10 protein-coding genes and 1 pseudogene are annotated in these 21,820 nt (G+C 68.7%); 7 read left to right on the top strand and 4 right to left on the bottom strand.

Annotated features, from left to right (window positions below; all coding sequences use genetic code 11):
* Positions 1 to 66: 66 nt before the first annotated feature.
* From NC4_RS17925 to NC4_RS17915, 3 genes are all read right to left on the bottom strand, one after another.
* Positions 67 to 1,014, bottom strand: a complete 948-nt coding sequence (locus NC4_RS17925; RefSeq protein WP_218021208.1) for an ABC transporter permease — start codon at positions 1,012 to 1,014, stop codon at positions 67 to 69.
* Between the two features lie 109 nt (positions 1,015 to 1,123).
* Positions 1,124 to 1,885: an ATP-binding cassette domain-containing protein gene (locus NC4_RS17920; RefSeq protein ID WP_067539441.1), complete on the bottom strand. Its 762-nt coding sequence runs from the start codon at positions 1,883 to 1,885 to the stop codon at positions 1,124 to 1,126.
* 129 nt (positions 1,886 to 2,014) lie between these two features.
* The gene (locus NC4_RS17915) at positions 2,015 to 3,196 is read right to left on the bottom strand and encodes an acetyl-CoA C-acyltransferase (RefSeq protein ID WP_067539437.1); all 1,182 of its coding nucleotides are present in this window, start codon (positions 3,194 to 3,196) and stop codon (positions 2,015 to 2,017) included.
* A 491-nt stretch (positions 3,197 to 3,687) separates the two neighbouring features.
* On the opposite strand from NC4_RS17915, the gene NC4_RS17910 reads away from it, so the two are divergent.
* The 7 genes and pseudogenes from NC4_RS17910 (at position 3,688) to NC4_RS17885 (ending at position 20,367) form a co-directional block, all read left to right on the top strand.
* Entirely contained in the window at positions 3,688 to 4,995 is a 1,308-nt protein-coding gene (locus NC4_RS17910; protein ID WP_169814822.1) for an MFS transporter, read from the top strand.
* Positions 4,996 to 5,037: 42 nt separating this feature from the next.
* The gene (locus NC4_RS41675; protein ID WP_218021207.1) at positions 5,038 to 7,152 is read left to right on the top strand and encodes an AMP-binding protein; all 2,115 of its coding nucleotides are present in this window, start codon (positions 5,038 to 5,040) and stop codon (positions 7,150 to 7,152) included.
* Between the two features lie 12 nt (positions 7,153 to 7,164).
* Positions 7,165 to 7,755 (top strand): annotated as a pseudogene (locus NC4_RS44310) (AMP-binding protein); the annotation flags it as partial.
* 69 nt (positions 7,756 to 7,824) lie between these two features.
* Positions 7,825 to 17,064, top strand: a complete 9,240-nt coding sequence (locus tag NC4_RS17900) for a beta-ketoacyl synthase N-terminal-like domain-containing protein (RefSeq protein WP_369690767.1) — start codon at positions 7,825 to 7,827, stop codon at positions 17,062 to 17,064.
* Entirely contained in the window at positions 17,061 to 18,380 is a 1,320-nt protein-coding gene (locus tag NC4_RS17895) for a hypothetical protein (RefSeq protein WP_067539428.1), read from the top strand. The genes NC4_RS17900 and NC4_RS17895 overlap by 4 nt, the downstream gene beginning before the upstream one ends.
* Before the next feature lie 30 nt (positions 18,381 to 18,410).
* Complete coding sequence (locus tag NC4_RS17890) at positions 18,411 to 19,187, top strand: alpha/beta fold hydrolase (RefSeq protein ID WP_067539425.1); 777 nt, start codon at positions 18,411 to 18,413, stop codon at positions 19,185 to 19,187.
* Between the two features lie 25 nt (positions 19,188 to 19,212).
* Positions 19,213 to 20,367: a cation:proton antiporter gene (locus NC4_RS17885; protein ID WP_169814821.1), complete on the top strand. Its 1,155-nt coding sequence runs from the start codon at positions 19,213 to 19,215 to the stop codon at positions 20,365 to 20,367.
* Between the two features lie 78 nt (positions 20,368 to 20,445).
* Here NC4_RS17885 and NC4_RS17880 read toward each other — a convergent pair whose 3' ends face one another.
* Positions 20,446 to 21,792 (bottom strand): TerD family protein, encoded by a 1,347-nt coding sequence (locus tag NC4_RS17880; RefSeq protein ID WP_067539422.1) that lies wholly within the window; start codon positions 21,790 to 21,792, stop codon positions 20,446 to 20,448.
* Positions 21,793 to 21,820 lie beyond the last annotated feature (28 nt).

The raw sequence follows: 21,820 nt of genomic DNA, 5'->3' as shown, positions 1-21,820 counted from the left end.
CGACCTCCGGCGGATCTGGTCGAACCACACGGCCGCCACGAGCACGACGCTCACCGCGATCGGCTGTCAGAACACCGGCACGCCCACGATGACGAAGCCCTTGCGCAGCACCGACGGGATGAACACCCCGATCACGGTGCCCAGCGCCGATCCCGCCCCGCCGAACAGGCTGGTGCCGCCGATCACGACACCGGCGATGGCGTCCAGATTGTCGGTGGTGTGCCCGGCGATGGTGGTGGTGCCGAAATACGCCAAGTTCATGAAAACCGCCAGGCCCGAAAGCAATCCGTCCATCAGGTAGACCAGGACGAGATGGCGGGTGACGCCGATACCGGCCCGCCGGGCCGCCTCGGCGCTGGAGCCGATCGCATAGGTGTAGCGGCCGAAACGGGTGGTGTGCAGCAGCCAGGCGCCGATCAAGGTCACCGCCGCGGCCACCAGCACCAGAATCGGGACGCCGCTCAGCACGGTGCCGAAACCCAGTGAGTTGCGCAGCTTTTCGGGCACTGTGCGGGTATCGACGCCGTCCGTGATGAGCTGCGCCGCGCCCAGGGCCGCACCGAACGAGCCGAGCGTGACGATCAAGGGCGGAATCTTGGCCTTGGCCACCAGGAATCCATTGACGAGCCCCCACAGTGCGCCGCCCGCAAGGGATATCACCAGCCCGAGGGCGATGAGACCCCACCCGGCATCGGTGGCCTCCCCGCCCGGGCTGAGCCGTTCCATGGTCTTGGCGGCCACCACCCCGGAGAAGATGAGCACCATGCCCACCGACAGATCGATACCCGCGGTGATGATCACGAATGTCATCCCGATCGACAGCACCAGCAGCACCGAGGTCTCGATCAGCAGGGTCTGCAAGGTGAACCGGGTCGGAAAGGCATTCGGACGCAGAATGCTGAACGCGAGATACAGCACCACCAGCACGATCCCGATCCACAGCGTGCTCGCCCCCGCGAGCCGCTGCCACCGGGTCGGCGCGGGCAACTCGGCAATATCGTTATCGGCACTCACGGCCACGCTGCCTCCCTCATGCTGTGCCTATTCGCGGCATGAGCGGAGCCCTGCGTGGTTACGCTGCGCAAGCGCAGGGAGGTGGAGCGGCGCCTCCGGGCTTGACCGCTCATGCCGGATCATCCTCGGTGGTCAGCGCGCCGGTCATGGCGCCGACCAGCTGCTCCAAGGTGGCGTCGGCGGTGAAGCGCGCCACCCGCCGACCGAGTCGCAGCACCTCGATGCGATCGGCGACGGCCAGCACCTCGGGCATATTGTGGCTGATCAGCACGACCGCGACGCCCTGATCGCGCACGCGCCGGACGACATCCAGCACGCGTTCGCGCTGCACCACGCCGAGGGCGGCGGTCGGCTCGTCCATGAAGACGACCTTGCTCGCCCACATGACCGCCCGCGCCACGGCCACCGTCTGGCGCTGTCCGCCCCACAGCGCCCCGATCGGCACATCGGCCCGCGGCAGCATCACGCCGAGCCGCTGGAAGTGTTCGGCCGCTAGGGTTCTCATGGCGCTGCGGTCCAGCATCCCGAACCGGCCCGGCAGTCCCTTCCGGAACAATTCGCGCCCGAGGAAGAGATTGGCGGCCGGATCGAGATCGGGCGCGACCGCCAGATCCTGGTACACCGTCTCCACCCCGAGCCGCCGCGCCGCCGTCGGCGAGGCCATGCGCACCGGCTTGCCGTCCAGCAGAATCCGGCCGCCATCGGGTTGTTCGGCGCCGGACAAGCATTTCACCAGCGTGGACTTGCCCGCGCCATTGTCCCCGATGAGCGCGACCACTTCACCGGCATGGACCCGGAAGTTGGTTCCGCGCAGTGCTTCCACGCCGCCGTACCGCTTGACCAGCCCCTCGGCTTCCAGGACGGCAGGCATCGGCGATCACCCCGGCTACTGTGCTCGAGCGGACGTCCGGTCCGCTCGCCGATCGTACGATCGATCATGCTCTCCCGGGGCCGATACCGCGAAAGATCGCGCAGCGGTGCTGATCCGGCGGCCGGGCGGTCAGGCCACTTCGACGATCAAGGCATCGCCTTGTCCACCGCCACCGCACAGTGCGGCCGCACCCAGACCACCACCCCGGCGGTGCAGCGCGTTGATGAGCGTGACCATAATGCGAGCGCCGGTGCAGCCCAGCGGATGTCCCAGCGCGATGGCGCCACCGTTGACGTTCACCAGGTCCTCGTTCAGTCCGAGATCGTCGACCGCGGCCATGGGCACGGAGGCGAACGCCTCGTTCAATTCGTAGAGGTCGAGTCCGGACGGGTCGACGCCGATCTTCGCCGCGGCCTTGCGAATCGCAGTGGACGGCTGGGGGAGCAGTGACAGCGGCCCGGCGGTGGTGCCCCACGCCTTGATGGTCGCGAGCACCGGCAGCTCCAACTCCGCCGCCTTCGCGCGCGACATCAGCACCAGGGCGGCCGCGCCGTCGGAGGTCTGTGAGGCGCTGCCCGCAGTGATCGTCCCGTCGGGGGCGAAAGCCGGTCGCAGTCCGGCGAGTCTCTCCACCGTGGTGTCCGGGCGAATGCCCTCGTCCCGGTCGAAGACCACCGGATCGCCCTTGCGCTGCGGGACCTCGAGGCCGACGACCTCATCGGCGAAGGCGCCGTTCTTCCATGCGGCGGCGGCGCGTTCGTGCGAGCGGGCCGACCATTCGTCCTGCCGTGCGCGGCTGTAGTGATGCGACCGCGCCCGGTACTCCTCGGTGGCCAGGCCCATCAGCTTGTGGTCGAACGGACAGGTCAACCCGTCGAAAAGCATTGTGTCCTTGAGGTTTCCGTCACCCTGCCGATACCCGAAGCGTGCCTTGTCCAGGACATAGGCCGCATTCGTCATCGACTCCATGCCGCCCGCGACCACAATGTCGAACTCGCCCAGCGCAATCAGCGAGGCGGCCCGCGCTATGGCGGTGGTACCGGACAGGCACACCTTGTTCATGGTCTCGGCGGGCACGCTCAGCGGTATGCCCGCGCCGACCGCGGCCTGGCGGGCGGTGATCTGCCCGGCGCCCGCCTGCAGCGTGTGTCCCATGACCGTGTACTCGACGCGATCACCCGGCAGCCCGGCGCGGTCGAGGGCTCCGGCAATGGCCTTGCTCCCGAGCTCGGTGGCTGCGAAGGGGGCCAGGCCCCCGCCGAACTTGCCGATGGGAATGCGGGCGTATCCGACTACGACGGCCTCGTTCATGCGATCGGACAATACCGTCCGCTTCTTTTTTTCTGTACCGCTCACAAGTAATAAAACCGACCAGTCGCTAATTTCATATTCATAATGATAGAGATGGAGCGTTAACATTTCAGAGCGCCCGACTATCGGTGTGGGAATCCCACACAGTCGTGACCTGGGTTATGTGGCCCGTAATCATTCGATCACCCTTGCGAAAGGGTGTTGGATCACATACGCTTTCCGTTAGTTTGAGGCATCGGGCATGACCACTCGTAGTCCCCGAGTACAATGCATCCGCTCCGTACAACGGACCGGGCGCTATTCAACTGCGCAAGAGGCACAATGGTGCCGAATTCCGGATCCGGCGATAATTCCGGATCCAATACAGTAATGCCCGATTCCGCTTTCCGGCCGGAGCGGGTTGCATGGCTGACGCCGGACTAGAGCGAAAGCGTGTAATCGGCGAAATCGTTCCGGCGCGCGTCCTGGCGATGTGCAGCGGAATTACTTTCATGGCTTTTCTCGACTTCACCGTCGTCAATCTCGCATTTCCGGATATTCTGCAGGATTTCGAGAACACGCCGCTGGATACCCTGACCTGGGTCGTGAGTGGATACGCGGTCATGTTCGCCGCGCTGCTGGCCCCGGCCGGCCGGATCGCCGACAGTGTCGGCGGCCGGACCGTCCTGCTCTGGTCGCTGGGCCTGTTCACGCTCGCCTCCCTCGTCTGCGGCCTCGCGCCGACCATCGGGCTGCTCATCGCCGGGCGATTCCTCCAGGGCGCGGCGGCGGGCGGAATGATCCCGGCGGCCCTCGGCCTGATCCTGGCCACCACCCCGCGCGAACGCATACCGCGCGCGGTGGCGATCTGGTCCGCGGCGGAGGGCTTCTCGGCGGTCCTCGGTCCCGCGATCGGCGGCCTGCTGGTGCGCGTACTCGATTGGCGGTGGGTCTTCTTCGTCAATCTGCCCGTCGGCATCGCGCTGCTGGCCGGTGGCCTGGCCGTCTTGCCGGGGCACGTGCGGGTGGCAGGGGCGCGCTGGCCGGACCCGATCGGCAGCATCGCGCTCGGCGTGGGTATCGCGGGCATTGTCAGCGCGCTCACCGAGGGCGGGCAGTGGGGCTGGCTGGATATCCGGACCATCGGCCTGGGCCTGGCCGGACTACTGCTGGTCGGCGTCACGGTGCTGCGTTCCCGTGCACACGTCAGTCCGGCCGTCGATCTCGCGGTGTGGCGCAGCCGCACCTATAGGATCGCCTGCCTCGGGCTGGCCCTGTTCAGCGCGAACATGTTCGCGTGGAATCTGCCGGCGCCGCTGTTCGCCACCACCATCTGGGACTGGACGATCCTGGAGACGGGCGCGGCCCTGTGCATCGGCGCCGTCGCCTCCATGGCCGGTTCGCTGTCCGCCGGACGCCTGCGCACGCCGGGAACGCAGGTCCGGGTCGCCATTGCGGCGGCGCTGCTCTTCGCGGCGAGCAATGCCATCTGGGCGTCGAATCTGTTCGGATCCACACCGAATTTCTGGACCGGTTGGTTGCCCGCGGCGCTGCTCGGCGGATTCGGATTGGGTCTCGGATTCACCTGCCTGTCCACGCTCGCCGCCGGTGCGGTCGAACCGCTGAAATTCGCGGCCGGGCTCGGCATGGCGGTGGCGGCACGCCAGATCGGCGGGGCCGTCGGCGTCGCAGGCTTCGCGGCGATCATGCTGTCGAGCGCGGAACCGGGAAACCTTTCCTCATTCCATTACGTATTCATAGCCGCATTGTCGGTGAACATCTTGTGCGCGCTCGTCGTGGCCGCATTGATGCGCAAATAGCTACATAGATTTGACCTCGCGTAAGAAAACGGAAGTAATCCGATGTCTACTACAGCTGTGCTTTTGATCGGTTCCGGTAGCGTGCTGGCGCGCTGCGGTGAAGTCCTCTTGGCGAAAGGCCACCGTATCAGAGCGGTGATTACCGATGACGCCACCGCGCACGCATGGGCCGTCAAGGTGGGTATTCCGGACCATGAAATAGGCGAGGCCGTGCGGCTCGCGCCGGAGTGGGAATGCGATCTGCTGCTGAGTATCGGCAACTATTCGATAGTTCCGGATGTGTTGCTGGCCTGTGCGAAGCGCATGAGCGTCAATTACCATTACGGCCCGCTGCCGGAGTATTCCGGGCTGTACGCGCCCTCCTGGGCCATTGCCGACGGTGTCCGCGACTATGCCATCACCTGGCATCGCATCGGCGGCAAGGTCGACAGCGGTGACATCCTGCGGCGGGTGCCGGTGCCCATGGATACCGACGAGACGGCGCTCTCGCTCGGCCTGAAGTGCGACGAAGCCGCCGTCGCCAGCCTGGCCGAGCTGATCGACGAGATCGTCGAGGGCCGGGAAACGGCCACGCCCCAGGATCTTTCGGCGCGCCGGTACTTCTCCCGGCACACCCAGTTCCCCGCCGAGGGACTCATCGATTGGGAGCGCCCCGCCGAGGAGATAGCCGCCATGGTGCGCGCCGCGGATTACGGTCCGTTCAGCGGCCCCCTGGTGTGGCCCAAGGTCATGATCGACGGCCGTTTCGTGGCCGTGCGGGAAGCGCACGCCGGGCCCGCCGCCGATGCCGTCGCACCGGGTGCGGTCCTCACCTGTGACGAGGCATCGGGTGTGCGGATCGGCACCGCCGCCGGGGTCGCGCATCTGACCCGGATCAGCACCCTGGACGGCGAACCGATCGATATCGACACTCTCGCAACGTCTTACGGACTCGCTCCCGGGATGACCCTGGCCGCGCCGGACGAGTCCGCCGCCGCCGCGATCACCGCCGCGGGCAAGGCGGCGTCCAAGGCCGGGGAGTATTGGCGCGCGCGCCTGACCGCGGGTGATCCCCATCGCCTGCACTATCCCGCCCCGGAGGCCGGGTCCCGGGTCGCGACCGGGCCGGTCACCGTGCGCTGCCGCGTGGAAATCGCTGACGAGGAACAGATTTCCGCGACGGCGTACCTCGCCGGTGCATGGTGCGCCTTCCTGAGCCGCGCCACCGGCAACCCGGATATTCGCATCGGGACGGCCGCGCCGCGCGACGGCCTCGAGGCCGCCTATCGTGACCTGTTCACCGCCTGGCTGCCACTGCCCGCGCATCTCGACGCGGCGATGTCGGTCGCGGAGAATCTGCGCACCGTCGGCGCGGAGTACATCGCCGGGCAGGAGCGGCCCTGGGTGCGCCGGGACCTCTTCGGTCGCGACGAGGCGCTCCGCCGCCACGGCGGGGAAGCGCTGCCCGACGTGGTGATCTCCAGTGGCGGAGCGGCTTTCGCCACCGCCGAGGCGCGGCCGGTGCTGGAGCTGGCGGTGCTCGAGGACGGCGAGACCGTCGAGTTCCACTACGACACCGCACGTCTCGCGCGGTCGGACGTCGAGCGCCTGGCCGGGCAGTTCGGTGACTGGTGTGATCGGCTGCCCTCGCTCGCCGATACCCCGCTGGGCGCCGCCCAGGTCGTCTCGGCGCACGAACGCCGCACTCTGATAGAGGAATTCAACGCCACCGTCGACGATGCCGTGCTGGGGCACAGCCTGCCGCGGCTCTACGCGGAGGCCGCGACGGCCCACGCGGGCAATGCCGCCCTGATCTGCGCGGGCGTCGAAGTGACGTACGCGGACCTGGACGCCGACGCCAATCGGATCGCGCATGCGCTGGTGGACAAGGGGATCGGGCGCGGTGATCTGGTCGGCGTGGCCCTGGACCGCTCCATCGACCTGGTGGCGGTGCTGCTCGCCGTCCTGAAAACGGGTGCGGCCTATGTGCCGATCGATCCGAACTTCCCGGCGCGGCGCATTCGCCAGATGATCGAGGACGCCGATCCGAAGCTCATCATCACCCCGGCCCTCGCCCCGGACGGCCTGTCCGATCGGGATGCGCTGTGCCTGAGCGTCGATGCCGCTCGCGACAGCTCCGACGAGACCGGCGGCCTCGACCGGGACGTGTACGCCTAGGATCTCGCGTACGTCATCTACACCTCCGGATCGACCGGCAGGCCCAAGGGCGTGGAGATCACGCACGGCGCGCTGTGCAATTTCCTGGCCTCGATGCGGCGGCGGCCCGGCTGCGCGGACTCCGACCGGCTGCTGGCGGTCACCACCGTCTTCTTCGATATCGCCGTCCTGGAACTGTTCGCCCCGCTGCTCTGCGGCGCGACCACGGTCATCGCCCAGGCGCACGAAACCATCGATGCCGCGGCCCTGCTCGCCCTGGTGCGCCGGTACGCCGTCACCATGATGCAGGGCACCCCGGCCACCTGGCAGCTGCTGCTGGATTCCGGCTGGCGCGGTGAACCCCGCCTGGCCAAGATCCTGTGCGGCGGTGAGGCGCTGCCGCGCCGCCTGGCCGATCGCCTGCTCGCCTGCGGCGGCGAGGTGTGGAACATGTACGGCCTCACCGAGACCACCGTCTGGTCGAGCAGCTGGCGGGTCGGCGCGGACACCGAGGTGCTGATCGGCGATCCGATCGCCAATACCCAGCTCTATGTCCTGGGCGCGGATCTGACGCCGGTGCCGCTCGGCTTCCCGGGTGAGCTGTGCATCGGCGGCGCGGGGGTCGCGCGCGGCTATCGCGGTGACGCAGAGGAGACGCGAAAACGGTTCGTGGACAACCACTTCCATCCCTTAATGCTCTACCGGACCGGCGATGTGGCCCGATTCCTCGCGCCCGGACAGCTGAGCGTCCTCGGCCGCGACGACAGCCAGGTCAAACTGCGCGGCTACCGCATCGAACCCGGGGAGATCGAGGCCGCCGTCACGGGGCACGAGGAGATCTCCCGGGCCGTGGTGGTGGCGCGCAATGAACAGCTGGTCGCCTACTGTGTGCGCGACACCGTCCCCGCGGCCGATTCCGGGCGGGTACCGGGCGAGGCCGTCGCCGAGTGGGCGGGCGCCTGGGATCGCGCCTACGCCACCGCGGCGGAGGACGCCACCTTCAATCCGGCGGGCTGGCACAACAGCTATGACGGCGCGCCGTTCTCCAATAGCGAGATGCGGGATTGGCAGATGAGCTCGGTGCGCCGGATTCTGTCCCACGCGCCGGAGCATGTCTTCGAAATCGGTTCCGGCAGTGGGCTGATGCTCTTCGCCATCGCACCGCACTGTCGCTCGTATCACGCCGTGGACGCCTCGGAGCGAGCGGTGGAGATGACCCGCGCGCATCTGTCCTCGCTGCCACACGTGATGTGTGAACAGCGCCCGGCCCACCGGCTGCCGGAGGTGGCCGCCGGATCCTTCGACACCGTCATCGTGAACTCGGTGGCCCAGTACTTCCCCTCCGCCGACTACCTCACCTCGGTGCTCGAATGGGCCAGCGAGGCGGTCGGCACCGGCCGCGTATTCCTCGGGGACATCAGGGATCTGTCGCTGCTCGAGGTCTTCCACGCCGATGTGATCGACTTCCGCGCCGACGGCCGGATCGATCCCGCGGACCTGGCCCGGCGGGCCGCCCGCGCCGCGCGCTCGGAGCGCGAGCTGGCGCTGGCGCCCGGGTACTTCGCGAATCTGCCGAGCTTGTTCCCGCGCATCACCCGCGTCGATATCGCACTGCGCGAGGGCCGCTACGTCAACGAGATGACCCGCTACCGCTTCGATGTCACCCTGCACATCGGGGACGGTCCCGCCGCCGGTGCCCAGGTCACCGAAAACGATTGGCGCGCCGAGCAACTCGACACCGCCGTGCTGCCGGAACTGCTCGCCGCGGCCGGTGGACAGGCACTGCGCCTGAACGGCATCCTCAATGCCCGGCTGCGGGAGGTGCACGGCCGGGTGGCGGCGGCCCTGGGCGAACCGGCCGTCACGTCCTGGATCGATCCGCGCGATCTCGCCGCGCTCGCCACCGGGTCCGGCCTGGAGATGGCCGTGCTGCCCAGCCGCTACGGCGGCAAGTGGAGCATGGACGCCGTCTTCTGGCATCCGGGCGCTACACCGGATCTCGGCTACCACGCCGCCGCGCCGATGGATCGCGCGGCGCTGGACGGCTACGCGAATGTGCCCGCCGTCGGCGAACCGGCCAAGCTCGCCCTCGGTCGCGTGCTGCGCCCCTGGCTGGCCGCGCGCCTGCCCGCCTATATGGTGCCCGCGTTCTTCGTCGAACTGGACGACTTCCCGCTGACGCCCAATGGCAAGATCGACCGAAAGGCCCTGCCGGATCCGGTATCCGGGATCGAGGTCACGGCCAAGCCCGCCACCGAACTCGAGCGCGACATTCTGGCCATCTGGTCCGAGGTGCTCGGGCACGACCGCATCGGCATTACGCAGAACTTCTTCGAGATCGGCGGTGACTCCCTGCGCGCGGTGCGCGTGCAGGCGGAGCTGGAGCGGCTGCTCGGGCGGCGGGTGTCCTCGGCGAAACTGTTCGAGCACTTCACCGTCAAAGCCCTGGCCGCCGATCTGGCGGGCGCGGGAAAGTCGGGCCCGCAACGTATTACGGCCTCCCGCCGGGCCGCCTACGACGAGGACATCGCCATTGTCGCCATGGCGTGCCGCCTGCCCGGCGAGGTGACCACGCCGGAGGAGTACTGGGAACTGCTCGAACGCGGCGGCGACGGCATTGTGGAGGTGCTGCCGGACCGCTGGGACGCCGACGCGCTCTACGACGCCGACCCGGAGGCGAAGGGCAAATCATATTGCCGCGCGGGTGGTTTCGTCTCGCCCATCGACCTGTTCGACGCCCCGTTCTTCGGCATCTCACCGCGCGAGGCGCGCTCGCTGGACCCCATGCAGCGCATGGTGCTGGAAACCTGCTGGGAGGCGTTCGAGCGCGCGGGCTACACCCTGGAAAAATTGCGCGGCAGCCAGACCGGCGCCTTCATCGGCGTCGGCAAGAGCTCGGCCTATCACGAATACGGCCTGACCCTCGCCGGTGGCCTGACCGATCTGGACGGTTACGTGGGGCCGGGTTCGGCGGGCGGCACCATGTCCGGTCGCGTCTCCTACGTCTTCGGTCTCGAAGGCCCGACGCTGACCCTGGACACGGCCTGCTCCTCGTCCCTGGTGACGACCCATCTCGCGTGTAATGCCCTGCGGCAGGGCGAATGCGACCTCGCCGTCTCGGCGGGCGTGAGCCTCATGCTCTCGCCCGAACTGCACGTGGAATTCAGCCGCCTGCGCGGTATGTCACCCGACGGCCGCTGCCGGTCCTTCTCCGCCGATACCGAGGGCACCGGCTGGAGCGAGGGCTCCGCCGCGGTGGTGCTCAAGCGACTGTCCGACGCCCAGCGCGACGGCGACCCCATTCTGGCCGTGCTGCGCGGCACCGCCGTCAATCACGACGGCCACGCCGCCAGCCTGACCACGCCCAGCGGCCCGGCCCAGCAGCGGGTCATTCGCGCGGCCCTGGCCGCCTCCGATCTGCAACCGGGCGATATCGACTATGTCGAGGCGCACGGCACCGGCACCAAACTGGGCGATCCCATCGAAGGCACCGCGCTGGCAGCGGTTTTCGGCGGCAGTCACACCGACGAGGATCCGCTGTGGGTCGGCTCGGCCAAGTCCAATCTGGGCCACACCCAGGCCGCCGCCGGTCTGGCCGGGGTGATGAAGGTCGTGCTGGCCATGCACAACGACACGCTGCCCCGCACCTTGCACGTCACCGCGCCCACCCCCGCGGTGGACTGGGACGACGCCAATATGGCGCTGGTCCGGGAGAACCGGTCCTGGAAGCCCAACGGCCGCCCGCGCCGCGCCGGGGTCAGCTCCTTCGGCATCGGCGGCACCAATGCGCATGTGATCGTGGAGGAACCGCCGCGGCGGCTGATGTCCGAGTCGATAGCGGCCCCGCTGCCGGAGACGGTGCCGTTCCTGGTGTCCGGCTATACCGATACCGCCCTGCGGCAGCAGGCCGAGACGCTGCACCGGCATCTGGGCATGAAGATCCAGGACCATCTCGTCGATGTGGCGCGCTCGCTGGCGACCACCCGCACCCATTTCCGGCGGCGGCTGGTGCTGCCCGTCCGGGACCGCGGGGAACTGCTGGACAAGTTGGCCTCCTTCGCCCGCACGGGTGAGGCCCCGGCCGGTGCGGTGCGCACCGGGGAACATGCCGAAGAGCCGCGGCTCGCCATGCTTTTCACCGGCCAAGGCAGCCAGCTGCCGGGTATGGGCAAGGACGTGGCCGCGGTCTATCCGGTGTTCCGGCAGGCTCTCGACGAGATCGCGGCACAGTTCACCGACCTGGAAAGGCCGCTGCTGGAGGTGATGTGGGCCGAGCCCGGCAGTGCCGAGGCGGCCCTGCTGCACCGCACCGACTTCACCCAGCCCGCCCTGTTCGCGCTCGAAGTGGCGCTGGCGCGGCTGTGGCGGAGCTGGGGCGTGCGGCCGGAGCTGGTGCTCGGGCACAGCATCGGCGAGCTCGCCGCCGCCCATCTCGCCGGGATTTTCGAGCTGGGCGACGCCTGCCGACTGGTGGCGGCGCGCGGCCGCCTGATGCAGGCGCTGCCCGGCGGGGGCGCCATGACCTCCCTCGAGGCCGACCCCGACGAAACCGCCGACGCGATAGCGACTTTGGGGCTGTCCGGGAAGGTCGATATCGCGGGTCTCAATACCCCGGCCCAGACCGTGGTGTCCGGCGATGCCGCCGCCGTCGAGCGGATGGCGGCGCACTTCACCGCCGCGGGCCGTAAGACCAAGGGGCTGACGGTGTCCCACGCCTTCCATTCGCACCATATGGACGCCATGCTGGCGGCCTTCCGGGCGGTGGCCGAGACCGTGCGGTTCAACCCGCCGGAGCTGACCATTGTCAGCAGCCTGACCGGGGAGCTCGCCGAACCGGGCGAACTGGAACGACCCGAGTACTGGATTCGCCAGGCCCGCAGGGCCGTTCGCTTCAGTGACGGCATCCGCACCCTGCATCGGCAGGGCGTGAGCACCTATCTGGAGCTGGGCCCGCAGCCGGTGCTGTCCGGTATGGACGCGGCCTGCCTCGCCGAGGAGAAATCGGTCGGCTGGGTGCCCTCGCTGCTGGCCGGGAAGGACGGCGCGGCCACCGTGCAGCGCAGCCTCGCCGAACTGCATGTGCGGGATGTGCCGATCGACTGGAACGGCTACTTCGAGCCCTTCGGCGGCGTGCGGGTGGCCCTGCCCACCTACGCCTTCCAGCGTGAGCGCTTCTGGTTCGAACCGCCGGTGCAGCGCGCGGTCGGCGCGGGCCTGAATGACACCGGCCATGCCCTGCTGGGTGGCGGCGTCACCATCGCGGGCACCGAGATATCGGTGTTTACCACGGTCGTGGCGGCGGATGAACCGGTGTGGGTGCGCGAGCATCAGGTCATGGGCGCGGTGCTCATGCCGGGCACCGCGTTCTTCGAGGCCATGCGCGCCGCCGGGCACGCGGTCGCGGTGGGGGAGTGGGATGTCGCCGATGTCGTGCTCTTCGCGCCGCTGGTGCTGAGCGCCGGGGTGCCGGTGCGCTTGCAGGTCACCGTGGGCGCGGCGGCGGGCGGCGGCCGTCCGGTGCAGGTCTACAGTGCGCCGGAGGACGGTGACGGCGACTGGCAGTTGCATGCGGAAGGCGTGCTGGTCCAGCCGGATACCGGCACGCACGCCACCGTCGCGGTGCCCCCGCGTGGCACGGAGCGCATCGATGTCTCGGCCGTGTACGCCGATCTGGCCGATCTCGGTTACGGCTACGGACCGACCTTCCAGTGCATCGACGAGGCCTGGCACGTCGGCGGGGAGGTCTGGGCCCGGGCGGTGCTCCCGGAGAACGCGCAGTCCGCGGCCCCGGGCTACGGTCTGCATCCGGCGCTGTTGGACTCGGCCATGCATTCGCTGCTGCTGACCCAGCGGTTGCGGCAGCAGACCTGTGACGACCTGTTCGTGCCCTTCGAGGTGGAACGGCTGTCGCTGCGCGAGCCCGGCCTGGGCGAAATTTGGGTCCGGGTGGCCGCATTCGAGCTGGGCGACGGCGAATTCTGGGCCTCGCTCGATATCTACGACACCGCCGGGGTGAGTGTCGGCAGACTGCATCGGCTGCATGCCCGGCGCGTGGACCGGGCGGTACTGCGGCGGCTGGCCGCGACCGGGGTGGACCGCTTCCAGTTCGATGTCGGCTGGCGTCCGGTCGACACCGACACCGTCGGGCTGGGCGGTTCGTGGGGCATGCTGTGCCCCGCCGGTGAGGTGTCCTGGTCGCGCGAGGTGAAGACGGCCTTGTCGCGGGCCGGTATTCAGGTCATCAAGGTCCGGGACCTGGAAGGCGCCGAGGATCTCGACGGCCTGTTCTGCCTGTGGGATTCGGATGCGGACGTGCTGACGCAGGCCCACGAGTTCACCGCCGCCGCCCTCGCTCAGGTGCAGGCCGCCGCCGAGTCCGGGTTCGCACCGCCGCTGGTGTGGATCACCCGGCGCGCGGTCGGCTCCGGCGGCGACGACGCGACCGCCGGGCTGGGCGCGGGACCGCTGTGGGGCCTCATGCGCACCGCTCGCAACGAGCATCCGGAGTTGCAGTTGCGCCTCATCGATCTCGGTATCGAGGACTCCGACCGGACCTCGCTCCCGCCCGCTCTCATGCTGGCGGCCGAACCGGAATGCGCGCTGCGGGACGGGCAGGTGCTGGTGCCGAAGTTGCGGCGCGCCGGTGCATCCCGGGATCCACAGATTCCGGCCGAGGGTGCGTGGCAGCTGGAGATCGCCGCCAAGGGCCGCCTGGACGAGCCGCTGACGGTCCGAGCCATTCAGCCCAAGGCACTGGCCGCCAATGAGATTCGCGCCGAGGTCAAGGCCGCGGGCGTCAATTTCCTGGATGTGCTCAATGCCCTCGGCATGGTCGAGATTCCGGCCTTCGGTCTCGAATTCGCCGGTGTGGTAACCGAAGTCGGCGCGGATGTCCAGGATCTGCACGTGGGCGACCCGGTCCTGGGCCTGGCCCGGGGCAGCTTCGGCTCCGAGGTGAGCACCGACGCCCGCCTGGTGGTGCGCAAGCCGGAGGGGCTCGGCTTCGACGAGGCCGCGACCATTCCCATGACCTTCCTGACGGCGTGGTACGGGCTGCACGAACTCGGCGCGCTGCGGCCGGGGGAGCGGGTCCTGGTGCACGCCGCCGCCGGTGGCGTCGGCATGGCGGCCGTGCAATTGGCGCGACTGCACGGGGCCGAGGTCTACGGCACCGCCAGCGAGCCGAAGTGGGATGCGCTGCGGGACATGGGCCTGGACGACGCCCACATCGCCTCCTCGCGCGATCTGGGCTTCGTCGATCACTTCGGAAAGACGCTGCCGGGCAATGCCTTCGATGTCGTATTGAATTCGCTGGCCACGGAATTCATCGACGCCGGTCTGGGCATGCTCGGCGACGGCGGCCGCTTCCTGGAAATGGGCAAGATCGATATCCGCGATCAGTCCTGGATCGATGAGCACCACCCGGGCGTGACCTATACCGTCTACAACATGCCCGAGGCCGGTCCCGACCGCACCCGGCGCATGCTGACCGCCATTGCCGAACTGTTCGCGGCGGGCAAGCTGAAGCCGCTGCCGCTGCGCACCTTCCCCATGACCGATACCTCCGAGGCGCTGCGCTTCATGGCCCAGGCCCGGCATGTGGGCAAGGTGGTGCTGCTGCCGGTCGAGCAGCGGCAGTTCGTGCGCACCGATGGCGCGGTGCTGATCACCGGCGGTCTCGGTGATCTCGGCCGCCGCGTGGCGGGCTGGCTCGCATCCGCGCACGGCGTCCGCGATCTGGTGCTGACCTCGCGGCGCGGCCTGGACACCCCCGGCGTGGACGCCATCCTGGACGAACTGGCCGATCTCGGCGCGAAAGCGACCGTGATCGCCTGTGATTCGGCGGATCCGGACGGATTGAAAGCCGTCCTGACCCTGTTCGGCGAGCACCGGCCGCTGCGCGGTGTGGTCCACGCGTCCGGCGTGCTGGACGACGGCGCGCTGTCGGCGCTGACGCCGGAACGCCTGGACACGGTGTGCGCGCCCAAGCTCGACGGCGCCTGGCATCTGCACGCGCTCACCCGGGATCTGGATCTGGACCTGTTCCTGATGTTCTCCTCCATCGCGAGCATCATGGGCGCGCCGGGCCAGGGCAATTACGCCGCCGCCAACGCCTTCCTCGACGCGCTCGCGCACCTGCGCCGGGCGCAGGGCCTGCCCGCCACCTCGGTGGCCTTCGGGCCCTGGGAGGGCAGCGGTATGGCGGCCGGGCTGAGCGAGACAGATCGCATCCGGTTCGCGCAACTGGGCCTGGATCGGCTCGCGCCCGACGAAGGGTTGGAACTGCTCGAAACGGCGGTGCGGGGCGGGCGCGCGCTCACCATGGCCGCCGCCTTCGATCTGAATCGGTTGCAGCGCTACTACGAGGAGCGCGGCGGCATTCCGCCCTTGCTGCGCACGCTGCTGAGCGGCGGCTCCACCGGCCGGGCTCGGGGCGCGGGCGGTGCGGATCTGCGCAAACTGCTGAGTGAGGCCGCGCCGGAAGAGCATTCGGCCGTGGTGCTCGGGCTGGTGCGCGAAGAGATCGACAAGACACTGGGTTTCGCCGCACCCGAGGACGTGGATGTCGATCTGCCGTTGCAGGACATCGGCATCGACTCGCTGACCGCGGTGCTCATGCGCAATCAGCTGGCGGATCTGACCGGTCTGGCGCTACCCGCCAAGATCGCGTTCGATCATCCGAACCTGAAGGCGCTCAGCCAGTTCCTGCTGGCCAAACTGCTCGAAGCCGGGGCCTCCGTTCCGGTCGAGGCGGCAGCGGCGGAACCGGTCCCGGAGGCTCCGGGATGGGATATGACGGCGGTCCGCAGGGGCTTCCTCGATCCGGACCTGCGGTTCGGCGATACGGCCGCGATCGCGGCCCGGCCGGACGCGGTCTTCGTCACCGGCGCAACCGGTTTCGTCGGGGCCTTCGTGCTGCACGAACTGCTCGCCGCGGATCGCATCGCCTACTGCCTGGTTCGCGCCGACGACGCCGAAGTGGCCCTGAAGCGCCTCGTCACCACCCTCGAGGATTACGGGCTGTGGCGGCCGGAGTTCGCACCGCTGCTCAATCCGGTGGTCGGCGACCTGACCCAGCCGCTGTTCGGGCTGAGCGCGGAGCACTTCGATCACCTGGCGGACCGGGTGGACGCGATCTGCCACTCCGGTGCGCTGGTGGACTGGATGCGGCCGTTGGAGGATTACCTGGGCCCCAATGTGATCGGCGCGCACGAGGCCCTGCGCTTGGCCGCGCGCGGGCGCGCCAAGACGGTGCACGTCATCTCCACCTTCGCCACACTGCCCAAGTACCTCGGCTACGAGGTCGGCGAGGACGATCGCGAATTCGGCTATCTCACCTCCAAGTTCATGGCCGAGCAACTGGCGGCCGCGGCCCGCTGGCGCGGGGCGCGCGCCTCGGTGCACCGGCTGCCGTTCGTCAGCGCCGCGGCGAGCAGCGGCCACTTCCGGCTCGACCGAGGCGATTTCCTGCACAACCTCATTGCGGGCGGTATCGAGATGGGCAGCTTCCCGGCCCTGGACACCGATCTGGCGGCCGTGCTGCCGGTCGACTACCTGGGCCGGACCATTGCCGAAGTGGTGCTGAACGATCCCGGGACCGGCCGGGACTACGACTACGTCAATGCGCACGCGCCGAGTTTCGGCGGCTTCTTCGAGCTGCTCGGCACGGTCCTCGGCGGGACGGAGATCGTGCCGTTCGCCGACTGGCGGGATCGGGCACTGGCCCACGCCGCCGCGCATTCGGCGAGTCCGCTGGCCCGGATCGCGGCCGTGGTGGACGGCCTCACCGCCGATGAGGCGGCCGGGATGCTCGCCGGAATGCCCGTGGGCGAGCACGTCTTCGGAGCCGATCGGCATCCGGCGCCGCCGATCGACGAGCAGTACGTCCGGCGCTACGCGCACCGGATCGGATCGACAGGAGAGCAGTCATGAGTGAAACGCTGGATCAGGATCGGGCCGCGGCCGCGGCCATGACCGGCACCTATCAGAAGAGCGGTACCTTCCTGCACTCGTCCGCCGCCGCCCACGCCGAGAAACTCGTGCCGGTGCTGGACAAATACCCGGTGGACGCCGCCGAGGTGGCATTGCGGCTGCCGTCGCACCGCGCGCTCAACCCGTGCGTGTTCTATCCCGAGAACACCCCGACCGTGGTCGAGCAGATGAACCTCGACGACGATCTCGCCGACAACCTGGCGCGGCCACTGCGGTGCCAGGCCGTCATTCAGGAGAGCTACGCGCAGGCCTCCATCGGCAACTACTTCCCGTTGTCGACCATGTTCGAGAACTGCGTGCTGTTCATCCCCTCGGCCAAGCGCTTCTACGACCTCAACCAGGACATCGTCTACAAGCACTTCCCCGAGGTCGAGACCGCGGTGGTGAACGCCTTCGTGGTCACCGCCGACAAGCGCTCCTACGGTACGCACGCCGCCAGCGGTATCGCGCTGCAGATTCCGTCGCTGGTGAAGAAGCAGCTCGGATTCCCCACCGAATACCGCAGCTTCCACACCGCGCTGACCCCGACGCCGCTGGACCGGCAGCCGTTCGTGATCTTCGAGGAGGCCGAACAGGAGGCGCCCAACCTCCAGTACGTTTACGAGAAGATGCTCGAATACGGTTTGGACAGCGAGGAGAAGGCCGCGGTCGACAAGGACCTCTATCTGTTCCTGGAAGGCAAGCTGTCGGAGATCGATCTGCCCACGGTGCGCGATTTCCTCATGGCCAAGTACTGGTCCAAGCGGTACGCCGACACCCCGTCACCGGGCTACTACTGCGACTCCCGCATCGGGGACGCGCTGGTGTTCGACAACTACCGCGCACACGGCGACGGCACCCTGCCGAGCTCGCCCAAGGACCGGCTGACCATCGACTTCCGCTGCTTCAACAAGGTGCACTACCCGGCGGGCATGACCAGCGGTCTCGATTTCATCGTGGATCCCGCCGAACGCAATCACCAGATCGAGCGGAAACGCGCCTCGCTCGAATTCCTGTTGGCCACATTGGGCTACGAGGATATCGACGAGTTCCTGCGACTGGTCTTCGGCAGCAGGCACAACGACCACATTAACCCTTTCGGGCTGATGACCGATCTTCAGTTCGGGGTCTACAACAAGTCCGAATATCACCTGCTGGACCAGAACCTCGACGACCACTACGAGCGGGTCGAGCGCCTGTACGAGCGGATCGAGAAGGAGGGGGAATATGTCCTGCCGGCTCGCGCGAAGCAGTATCTCGATGCACTCTCGAACTGAACGACGTTCTCACACAGAAGGATTGGTCGTATGACCCGTGTAGTCGAAACCAGTCGGCTGGTACGCGAATGGTTCCGGATCGCCAAGCTGCCGCACGATCCGGCCACCAAGGCCTTCCTGAGCCGCTGCCAATCGCACACCGTCAAAGTGGACGGCAAGGCGTACAAGTACTACCAGGCGGGCAGCGGGCCGACCGTGCTGCACGTGCACGGCGTGCGCAGCAATCTGGGCAGCATGACCGCCATTGCCGAGGACCTGCTGGAGCAGAACTACCGGGTGGTGCTGTTCGACGCGCCCGCGCACGGCGAGGCGCTCGGGGACAGCACCGATCCCGTCGAGGTGCGCGAGGCGATTCTCGGTATCGCGGGGCAGTTCCCGGAGCTGCACGCGGTGGTCGGGCATTCGCTCGGGTCGCTGTGGTCGTTGAACGCGTGGCGTGAGGGGCTGCGCGCCAAGGCCTTCGTCTCCATCTCCGCGCCCGCGACCATGCGCTTCCTGGTCGACAAGATGGCCGATTTCATGCCCATCGAGCGCGATCAGCTCGACGAGCTGGCGGCGGCCATCGAGGAGCGGCTGGGCGCGGATGTGTGGACCGTGTTCTCGCCCTCGGAGAACGCCGCAATGGTCGATGTGCCATCGCTGGTCATCCACGGTGCGCAGGACGATTACGTGCCGCCGTCGAACGGTGAGGCGCTGCACGCGAGTTGGCCCGGAGCGACGCTCGAGCTGATCGAGGGCGCCGATCACTTCGACATTGTCGGATCATCGAAGGTACGCAAGCTCATCTCCACCTTCCTCCAGGCGTGAATCCAGCTGTTCGGTAGACGATCTCGTGACGAGTAACAGCACCACGGCGTTCTTTCTCAGCCTCGCCGTCGTCCTCGCGGCGGCGCGCGTGATCGGGATCCTCTGCCGCCGCATCCATCAGCCGCCGGTGGTCGGGGAGATCCTGGCCGGGGTCGCGCTCGGCGCGATCCCGTTCGTGCGGGAGGAATTCCCCGGCCAGCAGCAGGCCCTGCTGGCCGCGGTGGCGGCGGTCGGGCTGGCGGCGTTCATGTTCGTCATGGGCTTCGAACTCGACTTCGCCGAGCTGTGGCGGCGGCGCGGGCGGCCGATCACCATCGCGCTGGGCTCGGTGGGGATTCCGCTCATCGCGGGCGCGCTGCTGGCGCTGCCGCTGGCGGGCCGCCACGGGCCCGGATCGTCGGCGGTCTTCGTGGCCTTCGTCGCCGTCGCCATGTCGGTGACCGCGCTGCCGGTGCTGGCGCGCATTCTGGCCGATACCGGATTGGACGGAACCGACTCGGGCAGACTGGCTTTCGCCGTCGCCGCGGTGGGCGACGCCGCCGCCTGGATCGCGCTGGCGGCCGTCGCCGCGGGCGCCGGGGCGGCGGCGGGCTCGCACGGCTGGCGCATGGCGTTCCTGCTGGTGTATCTGGTGGTGCTGGTCTTCGTGATCCGGCCGCTGCTGCGGCGCATGATGGCCGCTCCCGACGGCGAGACCCGGTCCTGGCACGATGCGAGCGCCACCCTGCCCGTGATCGCGCTGCTGCTGGCCATGTCCTGCGCCGCCACCGAATGGATGGGGCTGCATTTCGCCTTCGGCGCCTTCGCGTTCGGCGTCGCCTTCCCCCGCGCCGGGCTGGTGCGCGAACCGCAGGCGGTCACCGGGCAATTCAGCGCCGTGGCGGATCTGCTCATGCCGATCTACTTCGTGCTGGCGGGCTACAGCGTGGTGCTGCAGAGCATCGACGGCACGGCGGCGCTGATCCTCATCGCGGTGCTGTTCGTGGCCATCGCGTCCAAGACGGGCGGCGGGTATCTCGGCGCGCGCCTCGCCGGAATCGATCACGGGGAGGCGCGCACGATCGCCATCCTGTGCTCAATACCCGCGGCCTCACCGAGGTCGTCATCCTCACCGTCGGACTGCAACTCGAGATCATCGACGAGACGTTCTACGCCCTCATGCTGGTCATGGCGCTGGTGACGACGGCCGCCACCGGACCGCTGCTGTCGGTGTTCCGGCCCAGCCGGGACAGCCCGGCCGTTCCGGCGCCGCCCACGGTCATCGGGCAGTGACGAAGCCGAGCAGCTGCGGGGCCGCCTCGCCCGGATGTTTGGCGTGGAAGCCCTCGCCGATGGCCTGCATCTTCCAATCCCCGCCCACCCGGAATATTTTCGCCATGGCCATGGCGGTGAAGGGCATGCCGCCGGTCAGCGAGTAGCGGGCCAGCTCACTGCCGGTGGTCTCGTCGACCAGGCGGCAGTAGGCATTGCTGACCTGCTGGAAGGTGTGCCCCTGATAGGAGGTCACCAGGAACAGCAGGGTGGTGATGTGGCGCGGCACCCGGGTGAGGTCGACCAGGATCACCTCGTCGTCGCCCTCGCCCTCACCGGTGAGATTGTCACCCTGATGGCGGATGGAGCCGTCCTTGGAGGTGAGCTGGTTGTAGTACGCGGCATCCACGAGCTGATTGTCGGCGAACATGGCCACCCAGGCGTCGAGATCGATATTGATCGAGCGGCTGCCGAACAGGCCGCTGCGCTTCACCGGATCCCAGCCCAGCCCCATCCGGATGCGGGTGAGCGCGACCCCGCCCTCCTTGCGGAGCGTGACCTTCTGCCCCTTGGTCAACTCGACCCGGCGGCCCTTGGCGAGACTGACCTCGCCCGCGGGCGGTGGTGGCGCATAACCGGATTGCGGCGATGCCGGTGGCGGATACCCGGAGGGCGGCGGCGGGGTGACCGGTGGCGGATATCCGGAGGATGGTGGCGCGGAGACCGGTGGCGGATACGCCGAGGAGGGTGGCGGATACCCGGTCGTGGGCGGCGGGTATCCGGTGGGGGGCGGCGGTGGCGCGTAGCGGGTCGTGGATGGCTCCGGAACCGGCTGCGGCGGCGCCTGCTGCGCGGGCTGCGGCGCGTCGTCGACGCTCACCCCGTGATCGGCGAATCCGCCCGCGTAGCCCTGGCCGACCGCGCGCACCTTCCAGGTGTTCTGCCGCCGGTAGAGCTCGAGCGCGATCACGATGGACTCGCTGCTCAGCCCATCGATCCGGTACTCGTACAACCGATTTCCGCTCGCATCGGAGACGGTCGCGACCGGTGCGGGGAGCCGCCCGAAGGTGCCGCGCGCATCGTCGAGGGTGATCACCGCCCGGATCTGCGCGATATCGGCGGGCACCTGATTCAGGGAGACCGCGAGACTGGCGGGCTCGCCCGCCCGCATCCGCTGCAATCGCACCCCGGGCCCCGTGGGTTGGTTGTAGAAGACGAAATCCGCGTCCGAGCGCACCGTGCCCCGCTCGGTCACCAGCAGTGCCGACAGATCCGCCCCCGCGGCGACCTGCACCGACACCACCAGTTCGGTGCCGCCCAGCGGCCCGTTCTGCCCCTTCACCAGTGTCGACACGACTCGCCCCTCCGCCGCCGGTGTTGTC

It is taken from the genome of Nocardia crassostreae, from assembly GCF_001613405.1.
GTDB classification, from domain to species: domain Bacteria; phylum Actinomycetota; class Actinomycetes; order Mycobacteriales; family Mycobacteriaceae; genus Nocardia; species Nocardia crassostreae.
The sequence above is the reverse complement of the archived record's forward strand: the minus strand, read 5'-3'. Positions and strand labels throughout refer to the sequence as shown.

Coding starts and splice junctions, on each gene's coding strand:
- NC4_RS17920 (WP_067539441.1), bottom strand. CDS start 1,885: ATGCCTGCCGTCCTGGAAGCCGAGGGGCTGGTCAAGCGGTACGGCGGC.
- NC4_RS17895 (WP_067539428.1), top strand. CDS start 17,061: ATGAGTGAAACGCTGGATCAGGATCGGGCCGCGGCCGCGGCCATGACC.
- NC4_RS41675 (WP_218021207.1), top strand. CDS start 5,038: ATGTCTACTACAGCTGTGCTTTTGATCGGTTCCGGTAGCGTGCTGGCG.
- NC4_RS17900 (WP_369690767.1), top strand. CDS start 7,825: ATGCTCTACCGGACCGGCGATGTGGCCCGATTCCTCGCGCCCGGACAG.
- NC4_RS17890 (WP_067539425.1), top strand. CDS start 18,411: ATGACCCGTGTAGTCGAAACCAGTCGGCTGGTACGCGAATGGTTCCGG.
- NC4_RS17910 (WP_169814822.1), top strand. CDS start 3,688: ATGGCTTTTCTCGACTTCACCGTCGTCAATCTCGCATTTCCGGATATT.
- NC4_RS17915 (WP_067539437.1), bottom strand. CDS start 3,196: ATGAACGAGGCCGTCGTAGTCGGATACGCCCGCATTCCCATCGGCAAG.